The sequence below is a fragment of the Castellaniella sp. genome, from assembly GCF_004321985.1.
Taxonomy (GTDB): Bacteria; Pseudomonadota; Gammaproteobacteria; order Burkholderiales; family Burkholderiaceae_B; genus Castellaniella.
Map to the genome: position 1 here is coordinate 134,255 of NZ_SCQN01000014.1, position 22,109 is coordinate 156,363.

Annotated in this window: 21 protein-coding genes; 12 read left to right on the forward strand and 9 right to left on the reverse strand. The window is 63.6% G+C overall.

Annotated elements, in window-relative coordinates:
* Window positions 1-2 precede the first annotated feature (2 nt).
* The 4 genes from lepB to recO are packed head-to-tail and all read left to right on the forward strand — an operon-like array spanning window position 3 to window position 3,109.
* The gene (gene lepB / locus EPN31_RS04070; RefSeq protein WP_291769890.1) at window positions 3-890 is read left to right on the forward strand and encodes a signal peptidase I; all 888 of its coding nucleotides are present in this window, start codon (window positions 3-5) and stop codon (window positions 888-890) included.
* Window positions 890-1,645: a ribonuclease III gene (rnc, locus tag EPN31_RS04075; protein WP_291769893.1), complete on the forward strand. Its 756-nt coding sequence runs from the start codon at window positions 890-892 to the stop codon at window positions 1,643-1,645. The genes lepB and rnc overlap by 1 nt, the downstream gene beginning before the upstream one ends.
* Window positions 1,642-2,526: a GTPase Era gene (gene era, locus EPN31_RS04080; RefSeq protein ID WP_291769896.1), complete on the forward strand. Its 885-nt coding sequence runs from the start codon at window positions 1,642-1,644 to the stop codon at window positions 2,524-2,526. Before rnc ends, era begins: the two co-directional genes overlap by 4 nt.
* The gene (gene recO, locus EPN31_RS04085; protein WP_291769899.1) at window positions 2,519-3,109 is read left to right on the forward strand and encodes a DNA repair protein RecO; all 591 of its coding nucleotides are present in this window, start codon (window positions 2,519-2,521) and stop codon (window positions 3,107-3,109) included. Before era ends, recO begins: the two co-directional genes overlap by 8 nt.
* Before the next feature lie 86 nt (window positions 3,110-3,195).
* Here the strand turns inward: recO and EPN31_RS04090 are convergent, their stop codons facing one another.
* From EPN31_RS04090 to EPN31_RS04100, 3 genes are all read right to left on the reverse strand, one after another.
* On the reverse strand, window positions 3,196-3,900 hold the full coding sequence (locus EPN31_RS04090; protein ID WP_291769902.1) for a Bax inhibitor-1/YccA family protein: 705 nt from the start codon (window positions 3,898-3,900) through the stop codon (window positions 3,196-3,198).
* A 154-nt stretch (window positions 3,901-4,054) separates the two neighbouring features.
* Window positions 4,055-4,477, reverse strand: coding sequence for a DNA polymerase III subunit chi (locus EPN31_RS04095; protein ID WP_291769904.1), 423 nt, complete (start codon window positions 4,475-4,477; stop codon window positions 4,055-4,057).
* Window positions 4,474-5,970: a leucyl aminopeptidase gene (locus EPN31_RS04100; protein WP_291769906.1), complete on the reverse strand. Its 1,497-nt coding sequence runs from the start codon at window positions 5,968-5,970 to the stop codon at window positions 4,474-4,476. Before EPN31_RS04100 ends, EPN31_RS04095 begins: the two co-directional genes overlap by 4 nt.
* Before the next feature lie 49 nt (window positions 5,971-6,019).
* Between EPN31_RS04100 and lptF the strand changes: the two genes are divergently transcribed.
* The 3 genes from lptF (at window position 6,020) to EPN31_RS04115 (ending at window position 9,762) form a co-directional block, all read left to right on the forward strand.
* Window positions 6,020-7,153, forward strand: a complete 1,134-nt coding sequence (gene lptF, locus EPN31_RS04105; protein ID WP_291769909.1) for an LPS export ABC transporter permease LptF — start codon at window positions 6,020-6,022, stop codon at window positions 7,151-7,153.
* A 34-nt stretch (window positions 7,154-7,187) separates the two neighbouring features.
* Complete coding sequence (locus tag EPN31_RS04110; protein WP_291769913.1) at window positions 7,188-8,681, forward strand: CoA-acylating methylmalonate-semialdehyde dehydrogenase; 1,494 nt, start codon at window positions 7,188-7,190, stop codon at window positions 8,679-8,681.
* Window positions 8,682-8,799: 118 nt separating this feature from the next.
* A complete protein-coding gene (locus EPN31_RS04115; RefSeq protein ID WP_291769916.1) occupies window positions 8,800-9,762 on the forward strand; it encodes a CysB family HTH-type transcriptional regulator in 963 nt (320 codons plus the stop codon).
* Window positions 9,763-9,805: 43 nt separating this feature from the next.
* On the opposite strand, the gene EPN31_RS04120 is transcribed toward EPN31_RS04115, so the two are convergent.
* The 5 genes from EPN31_RS04120 to EPN31_RS04140 are packed head-to-tail and all read right to left on the reverse strand — an operon-like array spanning window position 9,806 to window position 14,320.
* Window positions 9,806-10,540: an ABC transporter ATP-binding protein gene (locus EPN31_RS04120; protein ID WP_291769919.1), complete on the reverse strand. Its 735-nt coding sequence runs from the start codon at window positions 10,538-10,540 to the stop codon at window positions 9,806-9,808.
* Window positions 10,537-11,271, reverse strand: coding sequence for an ABC transporter ATP-binding protein (locus EPN31_RS04125; protein ID WP_291769922.1), 735 nt, complete (start codon window positions 11,269-11,271; stop codon window positions 10,537-10,539). The genes EPN31_RS04120 and EPN31_RS04125 overlap by 4 nt, the downstream gene beginning before the upstream one ends.
* On the reverse strand, window positions 11,268-12,215 hold the full coding sequence (locus EPN31_RS04130) for a branched-chain amino acid ABC transporter permease (RefSeq protein ID WP_291769925.1): 948 nt from the start codon (window positions 12,213-12,215) through the stop codon (window positions 11,268-11,270). Before EPN31_RS04130 ends, EPN31_RS04125 begins: the two co-directional genes overlap by 4 nt.
* A complete protein-coding gene (locus EPN31_RS04135) occupies window positions 12,212-13,075 on the reverse strand; it encodes a branched-chain amino acid ABC transporter permease (RefSeq protein WP_291769929.1) in 864 nt (287 codons plus the stop codon). Before EPN31_RS04135 ends, EPN31_RS04130 begins: the two co-directional genes overlap by 4 nt.
* Before the next feature lie 30 nt (window positions 13,076-13,105).
* Window positions 13,106-14,320, reverse strand: coding sequence for an amino acid ABC transporter substrate-binding protein (locus EPN31_RS04140; protein WP_291769931.1), 1,215 nt, complete (start codon window positions 14,318-14,320; stop codon window positions 13,106-13,108).
* A gap of 404 nt (window positions 14,321-14,724) precedes the next feature.
* Between EPN31_RS04140 and EPN31_RS04145 the strand changes: the two genes are divergently transcribed.
* Window positions 14,725-15,057: a DUF2325 domain-containing protein gene (locus tag EPN31_RS04145; protein ID WP_291769934.1), complete on the forward strand. Its 333-nt coding sequence runs from the start codon at window positions 14,725-14,727 to the stop codon at window positions 15,055-15,057.
* Between the two features lie 84 nt (window positions 15,058-15,141).
* Here EPN31_RS04145 and EPN31_RS04150 read toward each other — a convergent pair whose 3' ends face one another.
* Window positions 15,142-16,074: a C40 family peptidase gene (locus EPN31_RS04150; protein WP_291769937.1), complete on the reverse strand. Its 933-nt coding sequence runs from the start codon at window positions 16,072-16,074 to the stop codon at window positions 15,142-15,144.
* A gap of 359 nt (window positions 16,075-16,433) precedes the next feature.
* Between EPN31_RS04150 and EPN31_RS04155 the strand changes: the two genes are divergently transcribed.
* From EPN31_RS04155 to EPN31_RS04170, 4 genes are all read left to right on the forward strand, one after another.
* Window positions 16,434-18,320 carry a propionate--CoA ligase gene (locus tag EPN31_RS04155; RefSeq protein ID WP_291769940.1) on the forward strand — a complete coding sequence of 629 codons (1,887 nt, stop codon included), beginning with the start codon at window positions 16,434-16,436 and terminating at the stop codon, window positions 18,318-18,320.
* An 8-nt stretch (window positions 18,321-18,328) separates the two neighbouring features.
* Window positions 18,329-19,615, forward strand: a complete 1,287-nt coding sequence (locus EPN31_RS04160; protein WP_367188288.1) for an MFS transporter — start codon at window positions 18,329-18,331, stop codon at window positions 19,613-19,615.
* A 172-nt stretch (window positions 19,616-19,787) separates the two neighbouring features.
* Window positions 19,788-21,836: an acetate--CoA ligase gene (acs, locus tag EPN31_RS04165; RefSeq protein ID WP_291769943.1), complete on the forward strand. Its 2,049-nt coding sequence runs from the start codon at window positions 19,788-19,790 to the stop codon at window positions 21,834-21,836.
* A gap of 62 nt (window positions 21,837-21,898) precedes the next feature.
* Window positions 21,899-22,102: a hypothetical protein gene (locus EPN31_RS04170; protein ID WP_291769946.1), complete on the forward strand. Its 204-nt coding sequence runs from the start codon at window positions 21,899-21,901 to the stop codon at window positions 22,100-22,102.
* The last annotated feature ends 7 nt before the right edge of the window (window positions 22,103-22,109 follow it).

Sequence of the window (22,109 nt, forward strand, 5' to 3'; positions counted from 1 at the left end):
ACATGAGTTGGGATTTTGCACTGCTGCTGTTCGTGGCCCTGATCGTCACGGGGCTGGTCTGGCTGCTGGACCGCTTCCGCCTGCGCAAGCTGCGCCGGGCGCGTGCCGAAGAGGCAGTACGAGCCTGCCGCAACAATGCGGCAGGTCTGGATGTGGCTGCGCTGGATGCCGAATGTTCCCAGGTCTACGAAAAGACGCTGCGAGCGCCTTGGTGGGTGGAATACTGCGTCAGCTTCTTTCCGGTCATCCTGTTCGTGTTCGTGCTGCGCTCCTTCGTGGTGGAGCCCTTTCGCATCCCGTCTGGCTCCATGCTGCCGACGCTGGAGAACGGCGACATGATACTGGTGAACAAGTTCGAGTACGGCATTCGGCTGCCGGTGATCGATCGCAAGATCATCTCGCTGGGGAAGCCGCATCGCGGCGACGTGATGGTGTTTCGCTACCCGGTGGATCCGTCCGTGGACTACATCAAGCGCGTCATCGGGGTTCCGGGCGATGTGATCGAATATCGAAACAAGGTGCTGACCATCAATGGCCAGTTGATCCCGCATGAGCGGGCCGGTGATTATTTCGAGCCCGATCGGGCCGCCTATGTAGGCCAGTATCACGAACAGCTCGGCCCGGTTTCGCACCAGATCCTGCTGAACGCCAATGCGCCGCAGGATTTCATGCCCATCACCCATTTTCCGGATTTCCAGGCCTGCACCTACCTGTCCGATGGCATCCGCTGTACGGTGCCGGCCGGGCATTACTTCATGATGGGCGACAACCGCGACAACAGCCTGGATAGCCGGTACTGGGGGTTCGTGCCGGATGCCAACATCGTGGGTCGCGCGTTCTTCATCTGGATGAACTTCGGCTCCCCCAGCCGTATCGGCAGGTTCAAGTAATGACGGAACTGGACACCCTGCAGGAAGCACTGGGCTATCGTTTCCGCGACTCTGGCTTGCTGGAACAGGCCCTGACCCATCGCAGCCACGGAATGCCGCACAACGAGCGGCTGGAGTTCCTGGGCGATTCGGTGTTGAATTTCGTGGTGTCCATGCTGTTGTTTCGCGAGCACGATGAAATGGACGAGGGTGACCTCTCCCGGGTGCGATCCAACCTGGTCAAACAGGCTGCGCTTGCCGACATCGCCCGCACGCTGTCTCTGTCGGGTCTGTTGCGCCTCGGAGAGGGCGAGCTCAAGAGCGGGGGATTCCGGCGGCCATCCATCCTCGCGGATGCGGTCGAGGCAATTCTGGGCGCGCTGCTTCTGGATGGCGGTTTCCCGGAAGTCAGCGCGGCCATCGAACGCCTGTATCGTCCCATTCTGGCGCACATCGATTTGCGCACGTTCGGCAAGGATGCCAAGACGCTGTTACAGGAAATGGTCCAGGGGCGCGGCCTGGCTTTGCCCCAATACACGGTTGCGGGAACGCGCGGTGCCGCTCACAATCAGACCTTCGATGTGGTCTGTGAGATCCCTTCACTGGACCTGCGTCAGCAGGCGTCGGGCAGCAGCCGCCGTGCGGCGGAGCAGGCGGCCGCGGCACAGTTGATCACGGCGATCGAGGCTCTGGGTCCGGCTCGGCGGTCGGGACGGCGCCATCATCGCCAGTCCCAGCTCAGCCTGCCGGTCGCAGTCATGCAGGAGAAGAAATGAGCGACTCGCGCTGCGGTTTCGTTGCCCTGGTGGGCCGCCCGAACGTGGGCAAGTCAACCTTGAGCAATGCGCTGGTTGGCGCGAAGCTTTCTATCGTCTCACGCAAGGCGCAGACCACGCGTCATCGGATCCATGGGGTGCTGACACGCGGGTCCGATCAGTTCGTGTTCGTCGATACGCCGGGTTTCCAGACGCGGCATGGCGGCGCCATGAACCGCATGATGAACCGTGTGGTGACGCAGGCGCTGGCTGAGGTCGATGTGGTCGTCCACGTCGTGGAAGCGGGGAAATGGTCGGCGGCCGACGCTTCCGTGGTGGCGCTGCTGCCGCGTCACCGGCCGGTCGTGCTGGCCGTCAACAAGGTCGACGAGTTCCAGCAGAAGAACGAGCTGTTTCCCTACGTCTCGCGTCTGATGGAGCAGTTCCCGTACGCGGCCGTGGTGCCGGTGAGCGCCTTGCGCAATATCCAGCTCGATGCGCTGGTCGACGAGCTGGCGCAGCGCCTGCCGGCGGGTGAGCATCTGTTCGAAGACGATACGCTCACGGATCGGCCGGTGCGGTTCCTGGCGGCCGAGCTGCTGCGGGAAAAGATTTTCCGCCTGGTGGGAGACGAACTGCCCTATGCCTGTACGGTCGTCATCGAGCAGTGGGAAGAAGATGACGCGGGGGTGCGGATCGCCGCCTGTGTGGTGGTGGAGCGTGAAAGCCACCGTCCCATCCTGCTCGGCGTGGGCGGCCAGCACATGAAGCGCATTGCCACCGAGGCCCGCCAGGACATGGTGAAGCTGCTCGGAAAGCCCGTGCATCTGGATGTCTACATCAAGGTGCGCAAGGGCTGGTCGGATCGGGAATCGGCGCTGCGCGACCTGGGCTATGAGTAAACGCAGTCAGCGGGTGCAGGATGCGCGCGCCTATGTGCTGCATGCGAGCCCCTGGCGCGAGACCTCGCTTATCGTGCAGGCCTTCGCGCGCGACCATGGTCGCGTGGCCCTGGTGGCCAAGGGCGCCAAGCGCCCTTATTCCGCTCTGCGTCCAGTCCTGGTCGGGTTTCAGCCTCTGTGGCTGTCCTGGAGCGGTGAGGCTGAGGTTCACACGCTGACCCGGGCGGAGACCGGCCCCGTGCGCCTGTTGCGCGGGCGTGCTCTGATGTCGGCCTGGTACATGAGCGAGCTGTTGTTGCGTTTGCTGGCGCGCGAGGATCCCTATCCGGGGGTGTTCGATGCGTATGAAGCGGCGCTGGACGTGCTGGCTGACCCGGCGGGAGCTTCCCAGGCTGCGGTATTGCGTCGGTTCGAGTGGCTGTTGCTGGAGCAGTCGGGCTATGGTGTGGAGACCACCATGCCGGATTTCGATGATCCCGCCGTCGAGCCCGGCACGCGCCAGGCGCTGCGGGAACGCCTGGATCAATTGCTGGAAGCGCCGCTGCGCACACGTCAGGTGCTGATGGATTTACAGCGCTATTGAAATTTCGCCCGGCGGTGGGCCGCCGGGCGATGACCGGGAATACGGGCAATGCGGTGCGGATCATGCCGCACCGCACCGGACGTTGGTCAGTCGCGGTTGCCGCCGAAGATGCCCAGCAGCATCAGCAGGTTGGCGAAGATGTTGTACAGGTCCAGATAGACCGCCAGCGTGGCCGTGATGTAGTTGGTTTCCCCACCCTGCACGACCCGCTGCAGATCCACCAGCAGGAAGGCCGAGAAAATCCCGATCGCCAGCACGGACAGCGTGAGCATCAGCGCCGGAATCTGCAGGAACATGTTGGCCAGCATGGCCACCAGCAGCAGCACCACCCCGATGAACAGGAATTTCTGCAGGTGGGTAAAGTCGCGCTTGGTCGTGGTGGCGATCGTCGCCATGGTCCCGAAGACTGCGGCTGTTCCCCCGAAGGCCAGCATGATGAGCTGCGAGCCGTTCGAAAGGCCCATGACCATGCCCAGCAGGCGCGATAGCATCAGGCCCATGAAGAACGTAAAGCCCAGCAGCAGCGCAACCCCCAGCGAGTTATTCTTGTTGCGCTCGACAAGGAACATCAGCCCGATCGCTCCCACCAGGAACAGCAGGGTGCTGGTACCAGGGTTGGCGGCCATGGCCTGTCCGGCACCGAAGTGCAGACCGACAGCAGCGCCCAGCACCGTCGGGATCATGGACAGCGCCAGCAGCCAATAGGTGTTGCGCAGCACGCGGTTGCGCGCCACGATGGGCGTCGCCGTAAAGGCGCCGTCCTGGGGTAGGGTGTGACGAAGATCGGACATAGTGATTTCCTGTCTCTGTGTGTCTTGGCAACGAGCCAATCCTAACACGTCTTTATCTTACAACAAGCTGAATGATATCGTCCATGACTGTTGCATTCATGCGCTTGGACTCCGCCATGCGGGATGGGTTCCGTGCGAGCAGCCCGGACAGCCCTCAGAGCTTGTGGCTGTGCAGTTCGTGGCCGGCCTGTTGATAGTGGGTCCAGCGGAGTCGGGCGGCCTGGATGTCGGCTTCGTGGTGCGAGACGATTTCCAGTACCCGCTGGAATCGCTCCACCCCCGGCGGGCAATCCAGATCCAGGTTCAACAGCCAATCGGCCGGTGCGAGGCCCGCCAGCGTTTCGGGGTTCTGGGCCAGCAGAACATCGGCCAGGCTCGCGAGTGGATCAGAGGCCAGGGTGTGGGGGATGAAGCTCGCCGGCTCGAATTCCCAGAGCAGGGCATCGAACCGGCGCAGGCGCCGTGCGTCCGTACAAAAGACGATCAGCCGATGCCCCGCCTGTACATGGCGGGCCGCCGTGCTGCACGCCATGCGCAGCCGGTGCGTGGCGCCGTGCGCGAAATCGATGCGGCTCATGCGGGGCATTGTGCCAGCAGATACTGCATGAGCAGTGGCACCGGGCGGCCCGTGGCGCCCTTTTCCTTGCCCTGGAGCCAGGCGGTGCCGGCGATGTCCAGGTGCGCCCAGCGATATTTGCCGGTGAATCGCGACAGGAAGCAGGCCGCCGTCGTGGCGCCGGCTGGCCGGCCGCCGATGTTAGCGGTATCGGCGAAGTTGGACTTCAGCATGTCCTGGTAGGCGTCTTCCAGCGGCAGGCGCCAAGCGGGGTCCAGGGCTTCCCGCCCGGCGGCGAGCAGCCGGGCCGCCAGGTCTTCGTCGCGTGTGAACAGGCCGCTGTTGACGTGGCCTAGCGCTACCACGCAGGCGCCGGTGAGCGTTGCCATGTCGATCACGGCCTCGGGCTTGAAGCGTTCCGCGTACGTCAGTGCGTCACACAGGATCAGACGGCCCTCGGCGTCCGTGTTCAGGATTTCGATGGTTTGTCCCGACAGGCTGGTGACGATGTCGCCCGGCTTGTTGGCGGTGCCACTGGGCAGGTTCTCGCAGCTGGGGATGATGCCGATGATCTCGCGCGACAGGTCCAGTTCGGCCGCCGCGCGTAGTGCGCCCAGCACGCTGGCCGCGCCGCACATGTCGTATTTCATTTCGTCCATGGCGGCGGCGGGCTTGATCGAAATGCCCCCTGCGTCGAAGGTGATGCCCTTGCCCACTAGCACGATAGGTGGCGCCTTGCGTGCCGATGCGGCGCTGGGGGTGTGCCGCAGGGTGATGAAGACCGGAGGCTCGGCTGAACCCCTGGCCACCGACAGGAACGAGCCCATCTTCAGGGCCTCGATCTTCTTCTGGTCCAGGACCTCGGCCTTCAGTGTCTTGAATTCCCGGGCGAGATCCTTCGCCGTGCGACCCAGGTAGCGTGGTGTACAGACATTGGCCGGCAAGTCTCCCAGCTGTCGCGCCAGGTTGACGCCCGCGCCGATTGCGGCACCCTGGACCAGCCCGGCGCGCGCCTGGGCCGCCTGGGTTCGGGTGAGGTGCAGGGCCAGATTGCGCCATTTTGCCGCCGGAGGCCGAGTGCTGAATGTGGTGTCGTAGCGGTAGGTGGCCGCCGTGACCACGCGCGCCACCAGCCGCGCGCGCTGGGTCAGGTCGGCGTCTGGACATTCCAGCGCGCACAGCGTCGTGACCGCGCCGGATACCCCTGCCTTCAGGCAGGTGCTGGCGAGCGCCTGGTGGGCACGCGCCAGCGCTTCGGCGCGGTAGTCTGGCTGCCGCCCCAGCCCGAGTAGAATGACCCTGTCTGCCGTGATCCCCTCCAGCGCGTGCAGGGTCAGGCTGCTGCCGGGGGAGGCGTCGAATTCCGCGCGCGCGATGGCGCGCAGCTTCCCGCCGCAAGCCCGATCCAGCGCATCGGCCGCCGGGCTCAGGATGCCATCCTGGAAGACCCCCACTGCCAAGGCGGGGGTCTTGATCAGTGGCAGAGAGCCGGCAGTCGTTGTGCTAAATTCCATGAGTTTTCCTTTCGTCTTCGGGTAGTCGGTCCATTATTCCGCATTTTCCATGTCACTGTTCAAGCGCGCCGTCTTCTCCGAGATCACCAGCCACGCGGGCATCGTGTTTTCGACCCTGCTGGTGGTGTGGCTGAGCGTACTGATTGTGCGCCTGCTCGGTGAGGCTGCTTCGGGAGACATCGGTGCCAACGTGGTGCTGGGGCTGGCTGCGTTTTCCAGCATCACGGCCCTGCCGGTGATTCTGTCGGTATCGCTGTTCGTGGCGGTACTCACGACGGTGACCCGCAGTTACCGGGAATCCGAGATGTCGGTCTGGTTCGCCAGCGGCCTGTCGCTGGCGCAATGGTTGCGGCCTGTCCTGCAGTTTGCCCTTCCGGTGGCGGCCGTCGTCGCTGTGCTGACGCTGTTCGCCTCGCCATGGTCCTACGGCCAGATCGCCGAATACCGCCAGCGCTTCGAGCACCGCTCGGACTTGTCGCGCATCACCGCCGGTCAGTTCATCGAGACCGACGACGGTAACCGGGTCTTTTTTGCTGAATCGCCCAAGCATTCGGGCGACGAGCTGGGCAAGGTGGTGGCGCGCATCATCGAACCGGACTGGCTCAGCGTAGTCACGGCCGACAGCGCCGCGATCCGCATGGAACCCAATGGCGACCGGTTCCTGGTGCTGGGACCGGGCCATCGCTACGACCTGAAGCCTGGCACCCCAGAGGTCCGCCTGCTGGATTTCGATCGCTATGGGGTGCGCATCGAGAGCCGCACCGACCCAGGCTCTCTGGAGACTGCCCGCCTGGCGGCACTGCAGGAAATCAAGGCACGGCCTACGCTGGAGCTGCTGCATGGCCACGATCCTGAATCCCTGTCGCAGTTGATGTGGCGCTTGGCGCTGCCGCTGGCGGTACTCAATCTGGCCCTGATTGCGTTGCCGCTAGGAGCTGTCAATCCGCGTCTGGGGCGATCGGGTGACCTGCTGATTGCGGGTCTGGTCGCGTTGCTCTACATGAATCTCATCAACCTGTCGCGCGGCTGGATCCTCAATGGTGCGTTGTCCTTTGGCGTCGGCGTGTGGCTGGTCCATGCCGTGTTCCTCGCCCTGGGGCTGGTCATGATGTGGCGGCGCACGCGGGTAGCACGTCCCAGGCGCAGCCGCAGGCCGGCCCACCCGAGGGCCAGCCCTTTATGAATAAGTGCATTCACCCAATGAACAGGAGACTCAAATGAATGAAATTCCGCGCATTCCGCTATTGATCGGCGGGAAACTGGTCCAGTCCACAACCAAGGAATGGCGTGACATCATCAATCCGGCGACCCAGGAGGTCATCGCCCGGGTGCCGTTCGCGACGCCCGAGGAACTCAACCACGCCGTATCCGATGCCGCCGAAGCCTTCAAGACCTGGCGCAACGTCAGCCAGGCCAAGCGCCAGCAGGTCATGATCAACCTGGCGCGTCTGCTGCGCGAGAACACGACCCGGATCGCCGAGGCGCTATCTCATGAACATGGCAAGACGTTGCCTGATGCCGAGGGCGAAGTCGGCCGAGGCATCGAGGCCGTGGAGCACGCGATCTCCGTGAACACGCTGCAGCTCGGGGAGTTCGCCGAGAACGCTGCGACGGGCATCGATGTGTACTCCATCATCCAGCCGCTGGGCGTCTGCGCCGGCATTACGGCGTTCAATTTCCCCGTGATGCTGCCCTGCTGGATGTTCCCGGTGGCCGTCACGGTCGGCAATACCTTTGTGCTCAAGCCCTCCGAGCAGGACCCCACCGCTTCCCTGATGGTCGCGCAACTGGCCCTCGAAGCCGGCTTGCCTCCGGGCGTGCTCAACGTCGTGCATGGTGGACCTGAAACCGCCAACGCGCTTTGCGACCACCCTGACATCAAGGCCATTTCCTTCATCGGCTCCACGCGAGTGGGCACGCACATCTACGAACGCGCCTCGGCGGCCGGCAAGCGCTGTCAGGCCATGATGGGCGCGAAGAACCACAGCGTCATCATGCCCGACGCCGACCGCGAGGCAGCCCTGAACTCTATGCTGGGGGCGGCCTTCGGCGCTGCCGGAGAGCGTTGCATGGCCATCTCGGTGCTGGTGCTGGTGGGCGAAGCCCAGAAGTGGCTGCCGGATTTCGTCGAGCGCGCCCGCAAGCTGAGGGTCAACGTGGGGATGGACCGCAAGGCCGACCTCGGGCCGCTGGTTTCGCCGCGTGCCAAAGAGCGGGTCCTGGGCCTGATCCAGAAAGGCGTGGACGAAGGCGCGGAACTCGTGCTCGACGGCCGCAACATCAAGGTCGCCGGCTACGAGAAGGGCAACTTCGTCGGCCCCACGATCTTCAGCAAGGTCAAGGGCGACATGACCATCTACAACGAAGAAATCTTCGGGCCGGTTCTGTCGGTGGTGCTGGTCGATACGCTGGAAGAGGCCGTGGATTTCATCAACGGCAACCCCAATGGCAACGGTACCTCGATCTTCACGCAGGATGGCGGCGCGGCGCGCTACTTCCAGAACAACGTCGGCGTGGGTCAGATCGGGATCAACATCCCCATCCCGGTCCCCGTTGCGTGGTTCAGCTTCACCGGTTCGCGCGCGTCCAAACTCGGCGACCTGGGGCCCAATGGCAAGCAGGCCGTGTATTTCTGGACCCAGACCAAGACCGTGACAGCCCGCTGGACCGCACATCACACTGAGGTCAATACCACGATCGCCATGCGTTAGAGGCGCTGGCCGGCACCGTGCCGGGAGCCGGCCATTCCGTGTTTAAACAAATCACTATAAGTTATAACAAGGACCGTCTATATTCCATATAATGGCCATTCCTATAGGGTGTGGACCCATGAATCTTCAGCAATTTCGATTTGTACGCGAGACGATACGGCACAGTTTCAACCTGACGGAAGCCGCCCGATCGCTCTATACCTCGCAGCCGGGTGTCTCCAAAGCCATTATCGAATTCGAGGATGAACTGGGTGTCAAGATCTTCGAGCGCCACGGCAAGCGCCTGAAGGGATTGACCAAGCCCGGACAGGCCGTATCGGGGGTGATAGACCGGATCATGCGCGAGGTCGACAACCTGAAGAAGGTCAGCGACGAATTCGCGCAGCGCGACGAGGGGGCGCTGGTGATCGCCTGCACCCACACCCAGGCCCGCTATCTGCTCCCGCGCGTGATTCCCGCCTTCCGCGCGCGGTTCCCCAAGGTCCACGTATCCCTGGCCGAGGGAAATCCCGAACACCTGGCCCGACTGGTGCTGCACGAGCAGGCTGACCTGGCGATCGCCACCGAGACGCTGGCGGAGACCTCCGGCCTGGTGGCGCTTCCAGTCTACACGTGGGAACACACGCTGGTGGTGCCACCCGAGCATCCGCTCACCAGCCTGACGTCCAGCGCCGCGCGCAGCCTGTCGCTGGAGCATCTGGCGCAGTATCCCATCGTGACGTACGATCGTGCGTTTTCGGGGCGGCGCGCCATCGACGCTGCTTTCGAACGGGCGGGCATCACGCCCGATATCGTGCTGGAGGCCATCGATGCCGATGTGGTCAAGACCTACGCCGACATCGGCCTGGGTATCGGCATCATCGCAGGGGTGGCTTTCGATCCCCGCCGTGACAAGACCCTGGTCGGGCTGCCCGCCGGCCACCTGTTTGGCAAGCACGTGACCAGCGTCGCCATCAAGCGCGGCGTGTTCCTGCGGGACTACGTTTATACGCTGCTGGAAATGTTGGCACCTGAACTGTCGCGCGACGTGGTTGCGCGGGCCATCGCACAGCCCGCGCCCGCCATGCGGGACGTGGCTTGATTCCTGGCGTGTTCGCCAGCGGCCGGGCTCGCCGCCCGGCGCGTCAAACGCCCAGGTAGGCGCGCTTGAGTTCGGGGTCTTCGATCAGGTCGCGGGCGATTCCTTCGCGCACGATATTCCCCGTTTCCATGACGTAGGCTCGATCGGCCGCCGCAAGCGCCAGGTGGATGTCCTGTTCCACCAGCAGGATGGTCACACCCTGGTTGCGGATCGCCGTCAGGTTTTCCATCAGCTGGTCCACAATGATGGGCGCCAGGCCCAGGCTCATTTCGTCGACCAGCAGCAGCCGAGGCCGCGCCATCATGGCGCGCGCCATGGCGCACATCTGCTGTTCGCCGCCCGACATGCTGCCGGCGAGCTGCCGGCGCCGTTCCGCCATGCGGGGGAACTGCTCGTAGACCTTTTCCAGGTCCGCGCGGACTTCGGCTCTGTCGTCGCGCCGGTAGGCGCCCATCAGGAGGTTGTCCTGGACCGACATGCGCGGAAAGAGCTGCCGGCCCTCGGGTAGTTGCACCACGCCGCGGCGGAAGATGGTGTCTGGAGTGCAGCCGACCAGCGACTCCCCCGCCAGCGTGATGGCGCCCGACAGGGGCGCCAGCAGACCCGAGAGCGTGCGCAGCAGCGTGGTCTTGCCGGCACCGTTGCTGCCCACCAGGGCGAGGAATTCGGCCTCGTGGACGTCCAGCGAGATGTCGTGCAGAACCTTCACCAGCCCGTAGCCTGCCGACAGGTCACGGATCTTCAGCAGGGGTTCGCGAGTGTTTTCGGGGGCGTTCATGAGCGCTTCTTTCCAAGATAGGCTTCGACCACGCGGGTATCGGACAGCACGCTGTCGGGGGCGCCGTCGGCGATCTTCTCGCCGTGGTGCAGCACCATGATGCGGTCGGACAGGTTGCGGATCGCCTTGATGACGTGTTCGATCACGATGATGCTGATGCCGGTGTCACGCACCTTGCGGATGATGTCGATGACTTCGTCGATCTCGACCAGGTTCAGCCCGGCCATGACCTCGTCGCATAGCAGAACCCGCGGTTGCATGGCCAGCGCCTTGGCGAGTTCCAGACGCTTGCGGTCCGGCCCGCCCAGATCTTCAGCGCGCTGGTCCACGTGCTTGCCCAGCCCTACGAACTGCAGGCATTCGCGTGCGCTTTCGCGCGCCAGGGCAAGCTTCGACTGCCCCTGGCCGCGCCCGAACAGGGCCCCGACGGCGACGTTGTCCAGTACTGACAGGCCCGGAAACGGCTGCATGATCTGGAACGTGCGGCCGATGCCCAGGCGGGCGCGCCGGAAGGCGGCCATGCGGTCGATGCGCCGCCCATCGAACCAGACTTCGCCTTCTGTGGGCGACAGCGTGCCGCTGAGCAGGCTGATCAGCGTGGTCTTGCCGGCACCGTTGGGGCCGATGAAGCCCAGGATCTCGCCCTGTGACAGTGAAAAACTGACATCGTGCACCGCGAGCAGACCGGCAAAGCGGCGCGTCAGTTGGCGGGCTTCCAGAATGGGACTCATATGCGGTGCATCCGGATGTTTTCGATGAAGTAGTGCCAGCCCGTCCGGCGGAACCGCCGCATGACATCGGCCAGCCCGCGCGGCATCAGCACCACGGCCACCACGATGACCACGCCGAAGAACAGCCCGGCGATGCTGGTGACCTCGCTGGAGAGCAGCTCGGAGATGGCCGACAGGATGAAGGAACCCACGATCGGGCCCAGAAGGGTGCCGGGGCCGCCGAACACCGCCATGATGATCATCTTGACGTTGAGCGTGATGTCAAAGGCGCTTTCGGGATCCAGGAATGTGATCCAGTAGGCGTGGATGCCGCCCGCCAGCGCACTGAAGATGCCCGCCAGCGCGAAGGCTAGGACCTTGTAGCGCGTGGTGTCCACACCCATGACCACGGCGCCTTCTTCGTTTTCGCGGATGGCGATCAGTCCAAAGCCGAAGCGGCTGCGCGTGAGCCACCAGATGGTCAGCGTCGCGAGCACCAGCAGGATCAGCGACATCTCGTAGAAGAAGGGGTCGTTGTTCAGCGGTGGCAGCACCAGGCCGATGTTCTCGCCCGCGAGCGGTACGTTGGACACGATGGCCGCCATGATCTGCGCCAGTGCAAGGGTGGCAATGGCGAAATAGTGGCCCTTCAGCCGCAGCACGGGAATGCCCAGCAGGAAGGCGAAGGCCACCGCCAGCACCACCCCGAAGGTCATGCCGACCGCAAAAGGAAGCTGCCACTGCACCATGGCGATGCCCACGCCGTAGGCACCCAGGCCGTAGAACACGGAGTTGCCGAAGGATGGGTATCCGGTGTAGCCGCCGATGATGTTCCAGCCCTGAGCCAGGACGGCGAGCAGCAGAGTGCTGATGCCAAACTGGATCATGGTGTCCGTGCCGTAGAGCGGCAGCAGGGCCAGCGCCACCAGCACGACCAGGATCAGGGGAAGGCGCAGGCGCTTCATGCCGTTCTCCCCAGGATGCCGGTGGGCCGCACGATGAGCACCAGGATCAGCACGCCGAAACTGGCGACGTCAGCGTAGGTGGGGCCGATGTACAGGGCTGTCAGAGACTCGATCAGCCCCAGGATCAGGCCGCCCACGATCACACCCAGCGGGGTGTCCAGGCCGCCGATGATGGCGATGGCAAAGGATTTGGCGGTCAAGGTCGCACCGATGTAGGGGTTGATCTGAGACACCGTGCCGTACAGTCCGCCAGCAGCGCCGGCCAGAGCCAGTCCCAGCCCGAATGTGACGGCGTACAGGTGGCGCGGCTCCACGCCGTAGAGGCGGGCGGCCGAAAGGTTCTGCGCCGTAGCGCGGATGGCTCGACCCAGGCGCGTATGCAGCAGGAAATACCACATCACCAGTGTCAGCAGGATGGCCATCACGCAGGCGGCCAGCCGCACCAGCGGGATGGTGACGCCGAGCACTGTGGTGTTATGCCCCGAATAGCTGGGATTGATGGTGCGGAAGTCGGCCGAGAAGACGAGCTGCGCCATATAGGTGAGCACGACCTCCAGGCCGAAGGTGATCAGCAGCGTATTGAACATGGGTGCGCGCACGATCAGGTTCAGGATGCCGCGCTGGACGGCATAGCCCAGCACGAACATCACGACGGCCGTGAGCGGCAGCCCGAGAAAAGGGTCCAGGCCCCACCAGTGGAAGGTGTACCACGAGATGTAGGCGCCCAGCATGATGAAGGCGCCGTGGGCCAGGTTGACGATATTGAGCACCCCCCAGACCAGAGCCAGGCCGAGCGCCACGATGGCGTACAGCCCGCCCTGCAGGATGCCGTTGACGAGTACTTGCAGCAGAAGGTCCAAGGGGGGTTCTCCAGGGCTCGTTGCGAGCGATCAGCGTTTCGACCAGTCCGGCATCGGGTACTTGGGTTCCTGCAGGAACTTGCTGCCGTCAAAGACGGCGGCCGGCTTGTCGTTCTGCACCTGAATCACCGTCTGGTCCAGATGGATCTGGCCGTTGTCGGCGAACTTGATGTGGCCATATAGGCTGTTGAAGTCGCTGGCTGCCAGCGCGTTGCGCACGGCCTTGGGTTCCAGCGTGCCAGCCTTTTCAATGGCCTTCACGATGGCTTCCACATCAGCCACACCTGAAGCGGCGTGATAGTCGGGCTCGTAGCGATACTGCGCGCCCCACGCCTTGGCGAATTGGGCGGCGTCACCGAACCAGTCGTCCTTCAGCGCCGCGTTGGGTAGCCAGGCGGTCATGCCGAAGGCATATTCCGCGTCCTTGCCCAGGGCCTTGCGGAAGTCTTCGCTGGGCACGCCAACCGTGAACGAGTAGAGCTTCGGCGAGACATTCAGGCTTTTGGCCTGGCGGATGAAGTTCAGGATCTCGGTTTCGTGGCCGGCCACCAGCACGGCGTCCGCCTGCTTGGACTTGATTTGCGACAGCAGCGTGTTGAAGTCGCTGGTGTTGGAACTGTAGCGTTCGTCGAGCACGGTATTCAGGTTCGCGCCCTTCAGCATGGGGCGAGTGCCCTTGGCGACCGACACGTCAAACGAGTCGTCGGCATAGAGCAGGGCGACTTTTGCGGGCTCGGGCTTGAGCTGCTTGAACATCTTGATCGTGCTGCCGAAGTAGTCGCTGGCCGGTGCCAGGGTTCCGAAGACGTACTTGAAGCCGCGCGAGAAGATCTGATCCGAGGCGCCGCCGCCCTGGACCATCGGGGTCTGGTATTTTTCGGAGACGGCCGAATCGGCCAGTGCGAAGTTGCTGGCGAACGGTCCGAGCAGGAAGTTCACCTTGTCCTGGGATACGAGCTGCGTATATTGGCGCACGCTCAGATTCACGTCGGACTGGTTGTCGTAAATCTTGAGCGCCAGCGTGTACTTCTTTCCGCCGACCGTCACGCCGCCCTTGCGGTTGATCTGATTGATCGCGAGTTCGTAGGCGTCGCGGTAGTAACGCCCCGTGTTGGCGATTGGGCCGGTCAGCTGGACGGATGCTCCCAGTACGATCTGGTTGTCGGCAGCCTGCGCGGTGCCGCCCAGGCTGAGCGCCAGGGCCAGGGCAGCGAGCGGTAGCCCGTGCCGGAGTGCGGTATGCATGGAGGTGTCTCCTATGGGTGATTTTGGGACGCTCCAATACGATGTCCCGGGTATGGCGCCCGTCAAAAAATGGGCACAACAGGGCAACGCGACCCTTCCGGAGCGTCTCTTGGCGCGTATTGTGCTCTTTGTGACATGACAGATCACTGAATGAAGGGTGACCATTCACTGAATCAGGCGTTGATCTTCAACGAATCAGCGGTGTTCATGGGCCTGCCTGACGCCTTCCTGAAGCGCACGTACCCAACTTGCCCTGGCGCCGGACATGAGTCTGATACATCTCAGAGCTACGTCGCTCGAGTTGCTAGTTAAAATGAGAACTATTATTATTAACTGGCATAATCTTGGAAGGCCTGATGTAGGACACCGGGCCACCAATCGTCGAATTTTCAGGAGGGCGCATCATGGCGCAAGGACCTGTCAGTGCATTGGTCGTCGGTGCAGACCGACTGGGCAACATTCCCGAATTGCTGCGCGGACGCAATATTGCCATCTGCCACCACATCAGCGGGCGCGAGCCGGGGCACCAGAAGAGGGTGCTGGCATTGCCGTCGGGAACAGAGCTGGTGATTCTTCTGACCGATTTTCTCGGTCACAACGTGATGAAGGCGTTCAGGGCCGCCGCGCAGCGTGCCGGCATACGCGTGTTGGCTTGCCGCCGTTCGGTGTGCAGCGTGCAGCGGGCACTGGATCAGTGTGGTTATTGCGAGATCTGTCCGTTGCGCGGCGCCTCATGAAGAGCGGCCTCGTATCTGGTGCGCTGTCCAGTTGATGGATGGCGCGCCAGATACGAGGCCGTCGGCTGTTTCCCCGGAGGCGGCTCAGCGGTGTGCGGTGCGGACCGGTTGCTTGGCCTTGTGTGTGGAACGTTTGGATTCGTGCGCCGACTTGGCAGAGTGGGTGGGTTTGGCAGCGTGGGCCGGCCTGGATGAGTGCGTGGATTTGGCGGAACGGTTGGGCTTGGCGGAATGCGCGGATTTTGCCGAGTGGCTGGATTTGGATGTGCGCGTTCGTCGCGATTCGTGAGCCGGTCGGGATGTATGAGTGCGTCCGGACGGTTCGGTCTGTTCCTGGGCGACGGCGCGGCTTGCGACCTTTTCGCCCCCAGCCACATCCAGCCGGCGCGCGCCGTTATACCGTGATCGCCAGTAGGCCATGTCCATGTCGTCCACCCGGATCGACGCACCGCTGCGCGGTGCATGGACGAACTTGTGGTCACCCAGGTAGATGCCCACATGCGAGTAGCGTCGGCCCAGTGTGTTGAAGAACACCAGATCGCCCCGGCGCAGGTCGCCCCGGCCCACCGAGGTCCCGGTCTGAGCCTGATCCCGTGCCGAGCGTGGCAGCTTCAATCCCAGGGACTTTTCGGCTGCGTAAGCGACCAGGCCGCTGCAGTCGAAGCCTTCTTTGGGGGTATCGCCACCAAACCGATATTTGACGCCGAGGAATCGCATGGCCGTGGAGACCATGGTCTTGGGTACTGGTGAAGATGCGCTTGTCTGGGAATCGTCTTCGGGGTAATCGATCGTGAGGCTGTCGTCATTCTTCAGCCAGGCACCCAGGGGGTCGGACTGGGTTCGGGCAAGGTAGCTGTCACGAAGAAGATGGTCGTATGGATCGCTGGTGTCTGCCGTCTGTCGGGGCTGCGTCGCGCAACCCGCCAGCACCATCATGCCCGTGCATAGAACCAGCTTGAAGAAGCGGGAGGGGCAGAACAGTGCCGACAGAACGGCGGAAGAATGTGGCGGTGGCATGGGCTGTAAGTTTTTCTCATCAGCGCTCCTGTCCGAACCGGTCTCATGATGCCGAGACTGACACAATGGCCTCTTGCTGACCCGAGATTGCTTGGGATCACGGGAGGGACAAACAGAAACACCAGGTTGATGGTTGCATACCCGCCCTGCGGGCAACCGGCAAAGTGTATTCAATCGTTCTGTTGCTGGCAAGCCAATCGGCGGCCTGTTACGTAACAGAATGGGGGGCACGTCAGGCTGGCGTCAGGGAAGATCCTTAGCTTCCGCAGTGGGTGTAGCATGAGGCGCACCCAGACCTGCAACGACAAAAGATGTCCGCGGCCGCAGTCCATCCGCGTGACGATACCGGAGACAAGCGCATGCAGAAGATCCATGAATTTCATCGCCAATCGATTCAGGACAAGGAAGCTTTCTGGGCACGCGAGGCGCAGCGCATCCATTGGCAGACACCGTTTGAGCGCACGCTGGATTATTCGCGCCCACCTTTTGCCCGCTGGTTCGTGGGTGGGCGCACCAACCTGTGTTACAACGCGGTCGATCGCTGGCTGGACACCCAGGCCGATCAGCCAGCCCTGATCTGGGTGTCGACGGAGGTCGAGCAGGAAATCGTCTACACGCGCGCCGATCTGGCCCGTGAGGTCAACGCGGCGGCTGCCATCCTGCAGGAGCAGGGCGTAGTCAAGGGTGACCGGGTTCTGGTCTATCTGCCGATGATTCCCCAAGCGGCCTTTTTCATGCTGGCCTGCGCGCGCATCGGAGCGATCCATTCCGTGGTGTTTGGCGGCTTTGCCGCTCACAATCTGGCACAGCGCATCGACGATGCGCGCCCCCGACTCATTGTGTCCACCGACGCCGGTTCACGCGGTGGGCGCCCCATTGCCTACAAGCCGTTGCTGGACCAGGCGATCCAGCAGTCCAGCCATGCGCCCGAACGGGTCGTGCTGGTGGATCGCGGCCTGGTGCCCATGACGCTGACGGCGGGGCGGGACCTGGACTATGCCACCCTGCGCGCCCGCCACCTGGATGCTCAGGTGCCGGTCGTCTGGCTGGAATCCAGCGAGCCCAGCTATGTGTTGTACACGTCGGGCACCACCGGCAACCCCAAGGGGGTGCAGCGGGACACGGGTGGCTATGCGGTCGCGCTGTGCGCGTCCATGGAATACATTTTTGGCGGCAAGCCTGGCGATGTGTACTTTTCCAGCAGCGACGTGGGGTGGGTGGTCGGGCACTCCTATGTGGTGTACGGGCCGCTTCTCAATGGCCAGGCCACCGTCATGTACGAGGGCACGCCTGTGCGTCCCGATGCGGCCATCCTCTGGAAGATCGTCGAGGATCACCACGTCAACGCGCTGTTCTCCGCCCCCACGGCCATCCGCGTGCTGAAAAAGCATGATCCGGCCCTGTTGCACCGGCATGACCTGTCCAGCCTGGATCGCATCTATCTGGCGGGCGAGCCGCTGGACGAACTGACGGGAAAATGGCTCTCGGAGGTCCTGAACAAGCCAGTGGTGGACAATTACTGGCAGACCGAAACCGGCTGGCCGATCCTTTCAGCGCAGCCTGGGGTCCAAGAAGTCCCCACGCGGTTCGGCAGCCCGACCTTCCCGGTCTACGGGTTCGATGTGCGGGTGGTGGATGAGACCACCGGGCGCGACTGTGGGCCGAACCAGAAGGGCGTGGTGGCGATCGAACCGCCCCTGCCGCCGGGGGCGCTGAGCACCATCTGGGGCGATGATGCGCGTTTCGTGAAGACCTATTTCGGATCGTTCCCGGGGCGCATGACGTATTCCACCTCCGACTGGGGGTTGGTGGACGACGATGGCTATTGGTACATCCTGGGCCGCACGGACGACGTGATCAACGTGGCGGGCCACCGTCTGGGTACGCGCGAGATCGAGGAGTCCGTCAATACGCATCCCGCAGTGGCCGAATCGGCCGTAGTGGGTGTGGCTGACGAGATCAAGGGGCAGGTGGCGGTCGCCTTTGCGGTGTTGCGCAGCCAGGATCTGCTGTCGGAGGATGGGGCGCAGGATCGCCTGGCTGCCGAGATCCAGCGGGTCATCGAGCAGCGCAACGGCGCGGTGGCACGGCCGGCCCGCATCCTGTTCGTCACGGCCTTGCCCAAGACGCGCTCGGGCAAGGTGCTGCGGCGCGCCATCGTGGCGCTCTGCGAGCGGCGGGATCCTGGTGATCTCACCACGATCGAGGATCCCTCCGCTCTGGATCAGATCCGTCAGGCGCTGTGACGAATGTCGTGACGCGTCCGGTCGCGGCGCTGCTGCCCGGCGTCGGTCGCCGCGAGGTCTGGTCCTGGGCCATGTACGACTTCGCGAATTCGGGCTACACCACGGTCGTCCTCACGACCGTGTTCAACGCCTATTTCGTGGGGGTGGTCGCAGCGGGCCGAACCTGGGGCACGCTCGCGCTGACTGCGGCGCTGTCGCTGTCCTACCTGATGGTCATGGTCATCATGCCGACACTGGGTGCGCGTGCGGATGCCGGGGGTGGCCACCGGCGGCTGCTCTATGCCAGCACCGTCGGCTGTGTGGCGGGTACGGCCGTGCTGGCCAGCGTGGCGCCGGGCGACATTGTCTGGGGGCTGCTGTGGCTGGTGTTGTCCAACGTCTGCTACTGCATCGGCGAGTCCACCGTGGCGTCCTTTCTGCCCAGTCTGGCCCGTCCGGAGGCTATGGGAAGGGTGTCGGGCTGGGGGTGGAGCTTCGGCTATTGCGGCGGGATGCTTGCCCTGGGGCTGTCGTTGTGGGTGGCGTCTTCAGCCGGGGCTCATGGCCTGACGGCGCAGCATTATGTTCCCTGGATCATGTTGTTGACGGCCGGCCTGTTTGCGCTGGCGGCGGTCCCGTCATTCCTCTGGTTGCGCGAGCCAGGAGCCGGCGATGTGCAGGCAGCGGCTTCCATGCTGTCCCAGTTGCGCCGGGCCTGGTACGAGACGCGCAGCGACTTTCCCGACTTTCGCCGCCTGCTCATGTGCATTGCCAGCTATCAGGCCGGGATCACGGTGGTGATCACCCTGGCGTCGGTGTATGCGACCGAGGTCATGGGGTTCACCATGAAGCAGACCATGCTGCTGGTTTTCCTGGTCAATATCGGCGCAGCTGTGGGCGCGTTCAGCTTTGGCTACGTGCAGGACAGGATCGGCCATCGCCGAGCGCTGGCGCTTACCCTTTCGGGCTGGATCGTCATGGTGCTGCTCGCGGCGCTGGGGCATTCGCTGGCGCTGTTCTGGACGGCGGCCGGGCTCGCCGGGCTGTGCATGGGAACCAGCCAGAGCGCGGCGCGTGCCATGGTGGGGGTGCTGGCGCCGCAGCGCCGCCCTGCGGAATTCTTCGCACTCTGGACGTTTGCGGTCCAGTTGTCCGCCGTGGTTGGTCCCTTGTGCTACGGGCTGCTGGTCTGGGTCACCGGCGGCAATCACCGTGTGGCTCTGCTGGCCACGGGGATTTTCTTTCTTGCAGGCCTGCTGCAGCTTGCCCGCCTGGATTTCGACCGCGGGGTCCGGGCGCGCGACACATCGGCGTAAGTGTCGTGTCAGTTTGTGCCGGCAGGATTAGGCGAACGAGGCGCTCGGGCGGATTCACGGATGGCCGGGGGGCTGCGGAAGTCACTATGATTGATGTATTCAGGCAGAAGAGGGGGGCTGGCCACGGGCCCGATCCCCGCATTTGGCCAACTTTGGAGAAAGGGAAAGAGACATGACAGACAAAACCGTGAACCGTGACGACGCGGCTGCGAACGAGGCCCAGATCGCAGTCCTTTGGCAGGAAGAAAGCTATTTCAAGCCGTCGCAGTCCTTCATCGACCAGGCCAACATGAAGGACCCTGACATCCGCAAGCGCTTTGGCGAGGAGAACTTCCCCGAGTGCTATCGCGAGTACGCCGACATGCTCACCTGGTTCAAGCCTTACGATCAGGTGCTGGACACCAGCAACCCGCCTTTCTGGAAGTGGTTCACCGGCGGCAAGATCAACGCCTGCTACAACTGCGTGGACCGTCACCTGGACAAATACCGCAACAAGGCGGCCTTCATCTTCGTCAGCGAAGTCGAGGATGAGCCGCCGGTGGCCATGACCTACCAGGAACTCTATGTGCGGGTCAACGAGATGGCAGCGCTGTTGCGCGACTATTGCGGCCTGAAGGCAGGTGATCGGGTGACCCTGCACCTGCCCATGACGCTGGACCTGCCGATCACGATGCTGGCCTGCGCGCGCCTGGGGATCATCCACTCACAGGTGTTCGGTGGTTTTTCAGGCAAGTCCGCCGGCCAGCGCATCCAGGATTCCGGCAGTCGCTACCTGATCACCTGCGATGCCTACTGGCGTTCGGGGCACCTGATCGACCACAAGGAAAAGGCCGACGTGGCCGTGCAAGAAGCCCATGATCTGGGCCAGGAAGTCGACAAGGTCCTGGTCTGGCAGCGATATCCGGGCAAGTACAGTGCGGCCACGCCCATGGTCGAAGGCCGTGATGTGTTCGTCAACGATCTGCTCAAGCAGTATCGCGGCCAGCGCGTCGCGCCCGAGCAGATGGATGCCGAAGCGCCGCTGTTCCTCATGTATTCCAGCGGCACCACTGGCAAGCCCAAGGGTTGCCAGCACCGTACGGGCGGCTACCTGGCCTATGTGACGGGCACGTCCAAATGGGTCCAGGACATCCACCCCGAAGACACCTACTGGTGCATGGCTGACATCGGGTGGATCACGGGCCACTCCTACATTGTCTACGGCCCGTTGGCGCTGGCGGCCACCAGCGTGGTCTACGAAGGCGTACCCACCTATCCAGACATGAACCGGCCGTGGCGCATTGCCGATCAATTGGGTGTGAACATCTTCCACACCTCGCCGACGGCCGTGCGGGCGCTGCGCCGGGTGGGTCCTGAAGAACCCATCAAGGGTCCGCAACACTTCAAGCACATGACGACGGTGGGCGAGCCTATCGAGCCCAGCGCCTGGCGCTGGTACTACGAGCAGATCGGCAAGGGTCAGGCGGTAATCTGCGATACCTGGTGGCAGACGGAAAACGGCGGCTTCCTGTGCAGCACGCTGCCGGCACTGGACAAGATGAAGCCCGGCAGTGCGGGTCCTGCATTGCCCGGCGTCTACCCGGTGATCTATGACGAGGACGGCAACGAGCTGCCGGCCGGCTCGAACAAGGCTGGCAACATGTGCATCCGCAACCCGTGGCCGGGCATCATTCAGACCATTTGGGGCGACGACAAGCGGTTCGTGAAGACCTACTTCGAGCGCTACTGCAAGAACCCGGACAGCAAGGACTGGCGCGACTGGCCCTACATGTCGGGAGACGGCGCGATGGAGGCCAAAGACGGGTACTTCCGCATCCTCGGTCGTATCGACGACGTGATCAACGTCTCGGGGCACCGGCTGGGGACCAAGGAGATCGAGTCGGCTTGCCTGACGGTGCCGGATGTTGCCGAAGCCGCGGTAGTGGCGGTCAACGACGAGATCAAGGGCAAGGTCCCGGAGGTCTACGTGTCGCTGGCGGCGGGATCCAAGGCCTCATCCGATGCCATCGTGAAGGCGGTCAATCAGGCGTGCGAGGACATGATCGGCAAGATCGCCAAGCCGAGCCGCGTGCATGTGGTCCCGGACATGCCCAAGACCCGGTCGGGCAAGATCATGCGCCGGGTGCTGGCGGCGATCTCCAATGGACGCGATGTGGGTGACGTGACCACGCTGGCCAACGCCTCGGTGGTGGAAGACATTCGCAAGCAGGTCCAGGGCTGATCTGAGCCGGATGGCGCCCGGTCCGGTTGCGGATCGGGCGCCAGGCGTTCAGGGGGACTGAAATGATGACGCAGTCTGTCAAAGAAGAGGCACGGCAAGTGTTGGCTCGGGCCGTGCGCGACGCGTGTGTACAGGCCGCGCTGGATGGCTATGAGCAGGCCGGCATGAGCGGCCTGTGTGCCGAGGGGCGTTGGGAGATGGCGGTCGATTCCATGCGTTCGCTGGATCTGACGGCGGTGTTGTCCGGGGTGGCGCCGAAAGGCTGAGCCCGTG

What these genes read in the sequence shown, in the direction of transcription:
- lepB (WP_291769890.1), top strand. Translation starts at nt 3, where the DNA reads ATGAGTTGGGATTTTGCACTGCTGCTGTTCGTGGCCCTGATCGTCACG.
- rnc (WP_291769893.1), top strand. Translation starts at nt 890, where the DNA reads ATGACGGAACTGGACACCCTGCAGGAAGCACTGGGCTATCGTTTCCGC.
- era (WP_291769896.1), top strand. Translation starts at nt 1,642, where the DNA reads ATGAGCGACTCGCGCTGCGGTTTCGTTGCCCTGGTGGGCCGCCCGAAC.
- recO (WP_291769899.1), top strand. Translation starts at nt 2,519, where the DNA reads ATGAGTAAACGCAGTCAGCGGGTGCAGGATGCGCGCGCCTATGTGCTG.
- EPN31_RS04090 (WP_291769902.1), bottom strand. Translation starts at nt 3,900, where the DNA reads ATGTCCGATCTTCGTCACACCCTACCCCAGGACGGCGCCTTTACGGCG.
- EPN31_RS04095 (WP_291769904.1), bottom strand. Translation starts at nt 4,477, where the DNA reads ATGAGCCGCATCGATTTCGCGCACGGCGCCACGCACCGGCTGCGCATG.
- EPN31_RS04100 (WP_291769906.1), bottom strand. Translation starts at nt 5,970, where the DNA reads ATGGAATTTAGCACAACGACTGCCGGCTCTCTGCCACTGATCAAGACC.
- lptF (WP_291769909.1), top strand. Translation starts at nt 6,020, where the DNA reads ATGTCACTGTTCAAGCGCGCCGTCTTCTCCGAGATCACCAGCCACGCG.
- EPN31_RS04110 (WP_291769913.1), top strand. Translation starts at nt 7,188, where the DNA reads ATGAATGAAATTCCGCGCATTCCGCTATTGATCGGCGGGAAACTGGTC.
- EPN31_RS04115 (WP_291769916.1), top strand. Translation starts at nt 8,800, where the DNA reads ATGAATCTTCAGCAATTTCGATTTGTACGCGAGACGATACGGCACAGT.
- EPN31_RS04120 (WP_291769919.1), bottom strand. Translation starts at nt 10,540, where the DNA reads ATGAACGCCCCCGAAAACACTCGCGAACCCCTGCTGAAGATCCGTGAC.
- EPN31_RS04125 (WP_291769922.1), bottom strand. Translation starts at nt 11,271, where the DNA reads ATGAGTCCCATTCTGGAAGCCCGCCAACTGACGCGCCGCTTTGCCGGT.
- EPN31_RS04130 (WP_291769925.1), bottom strand. Translation starts at nt 12,215, where the DNA reads ATGAAGCGCCTGCGCCTTCCCCTGATCCTGGTCGTGCTGGTGGCGCTG.
- EPN31_RS04140 (WP_291769931.1), bottom strand. Translation starts at nt 14,320, where the DNA reads ATGCATACCGCACTCCGGCACGGGCTACCGCTCGCTGCCCTGGCCCTG.
- EPN31_RS04145 (WP_291769934.1), top strand. Translation starts at nt 14,725, where the DNA reads ATGGCGCAAGGACCTGTCAGTGCATTGGTCGTCGGTGCAGACCGACTG.
- EPN31_RS04150 (WP_291769937.1), bottom strand. Translation starts at nt 16,074, where the DNA reads ATGCCACCGCCACATTCTTCCGCCGTTCTGTCGGCACTGTTCTGCCCC.
- EPN31_RS04155 (WP_291769940.1), top strand. Translation starts at nt 16,434, where the DNA reads ATGCAGAAGATCCATGAATTTCATCGCCAATCGATTCAGGACAAGGAA.
- acs (WP_291769943.1), top strand. Translation starts at nt 19,788, where the DNA reads ATGACAGACAAAACCGTGAACCGTGACGACGCGGCTGCGAACGAGGCC.
- EPN31_RS04170 (WP_291769946.1), top strand. Translation starts at nt 21,899, where the DNA reads ATGATGACGCAGTCTGTCAAAGAAGAGGCACGGCAAGTGTTGGCTCGG.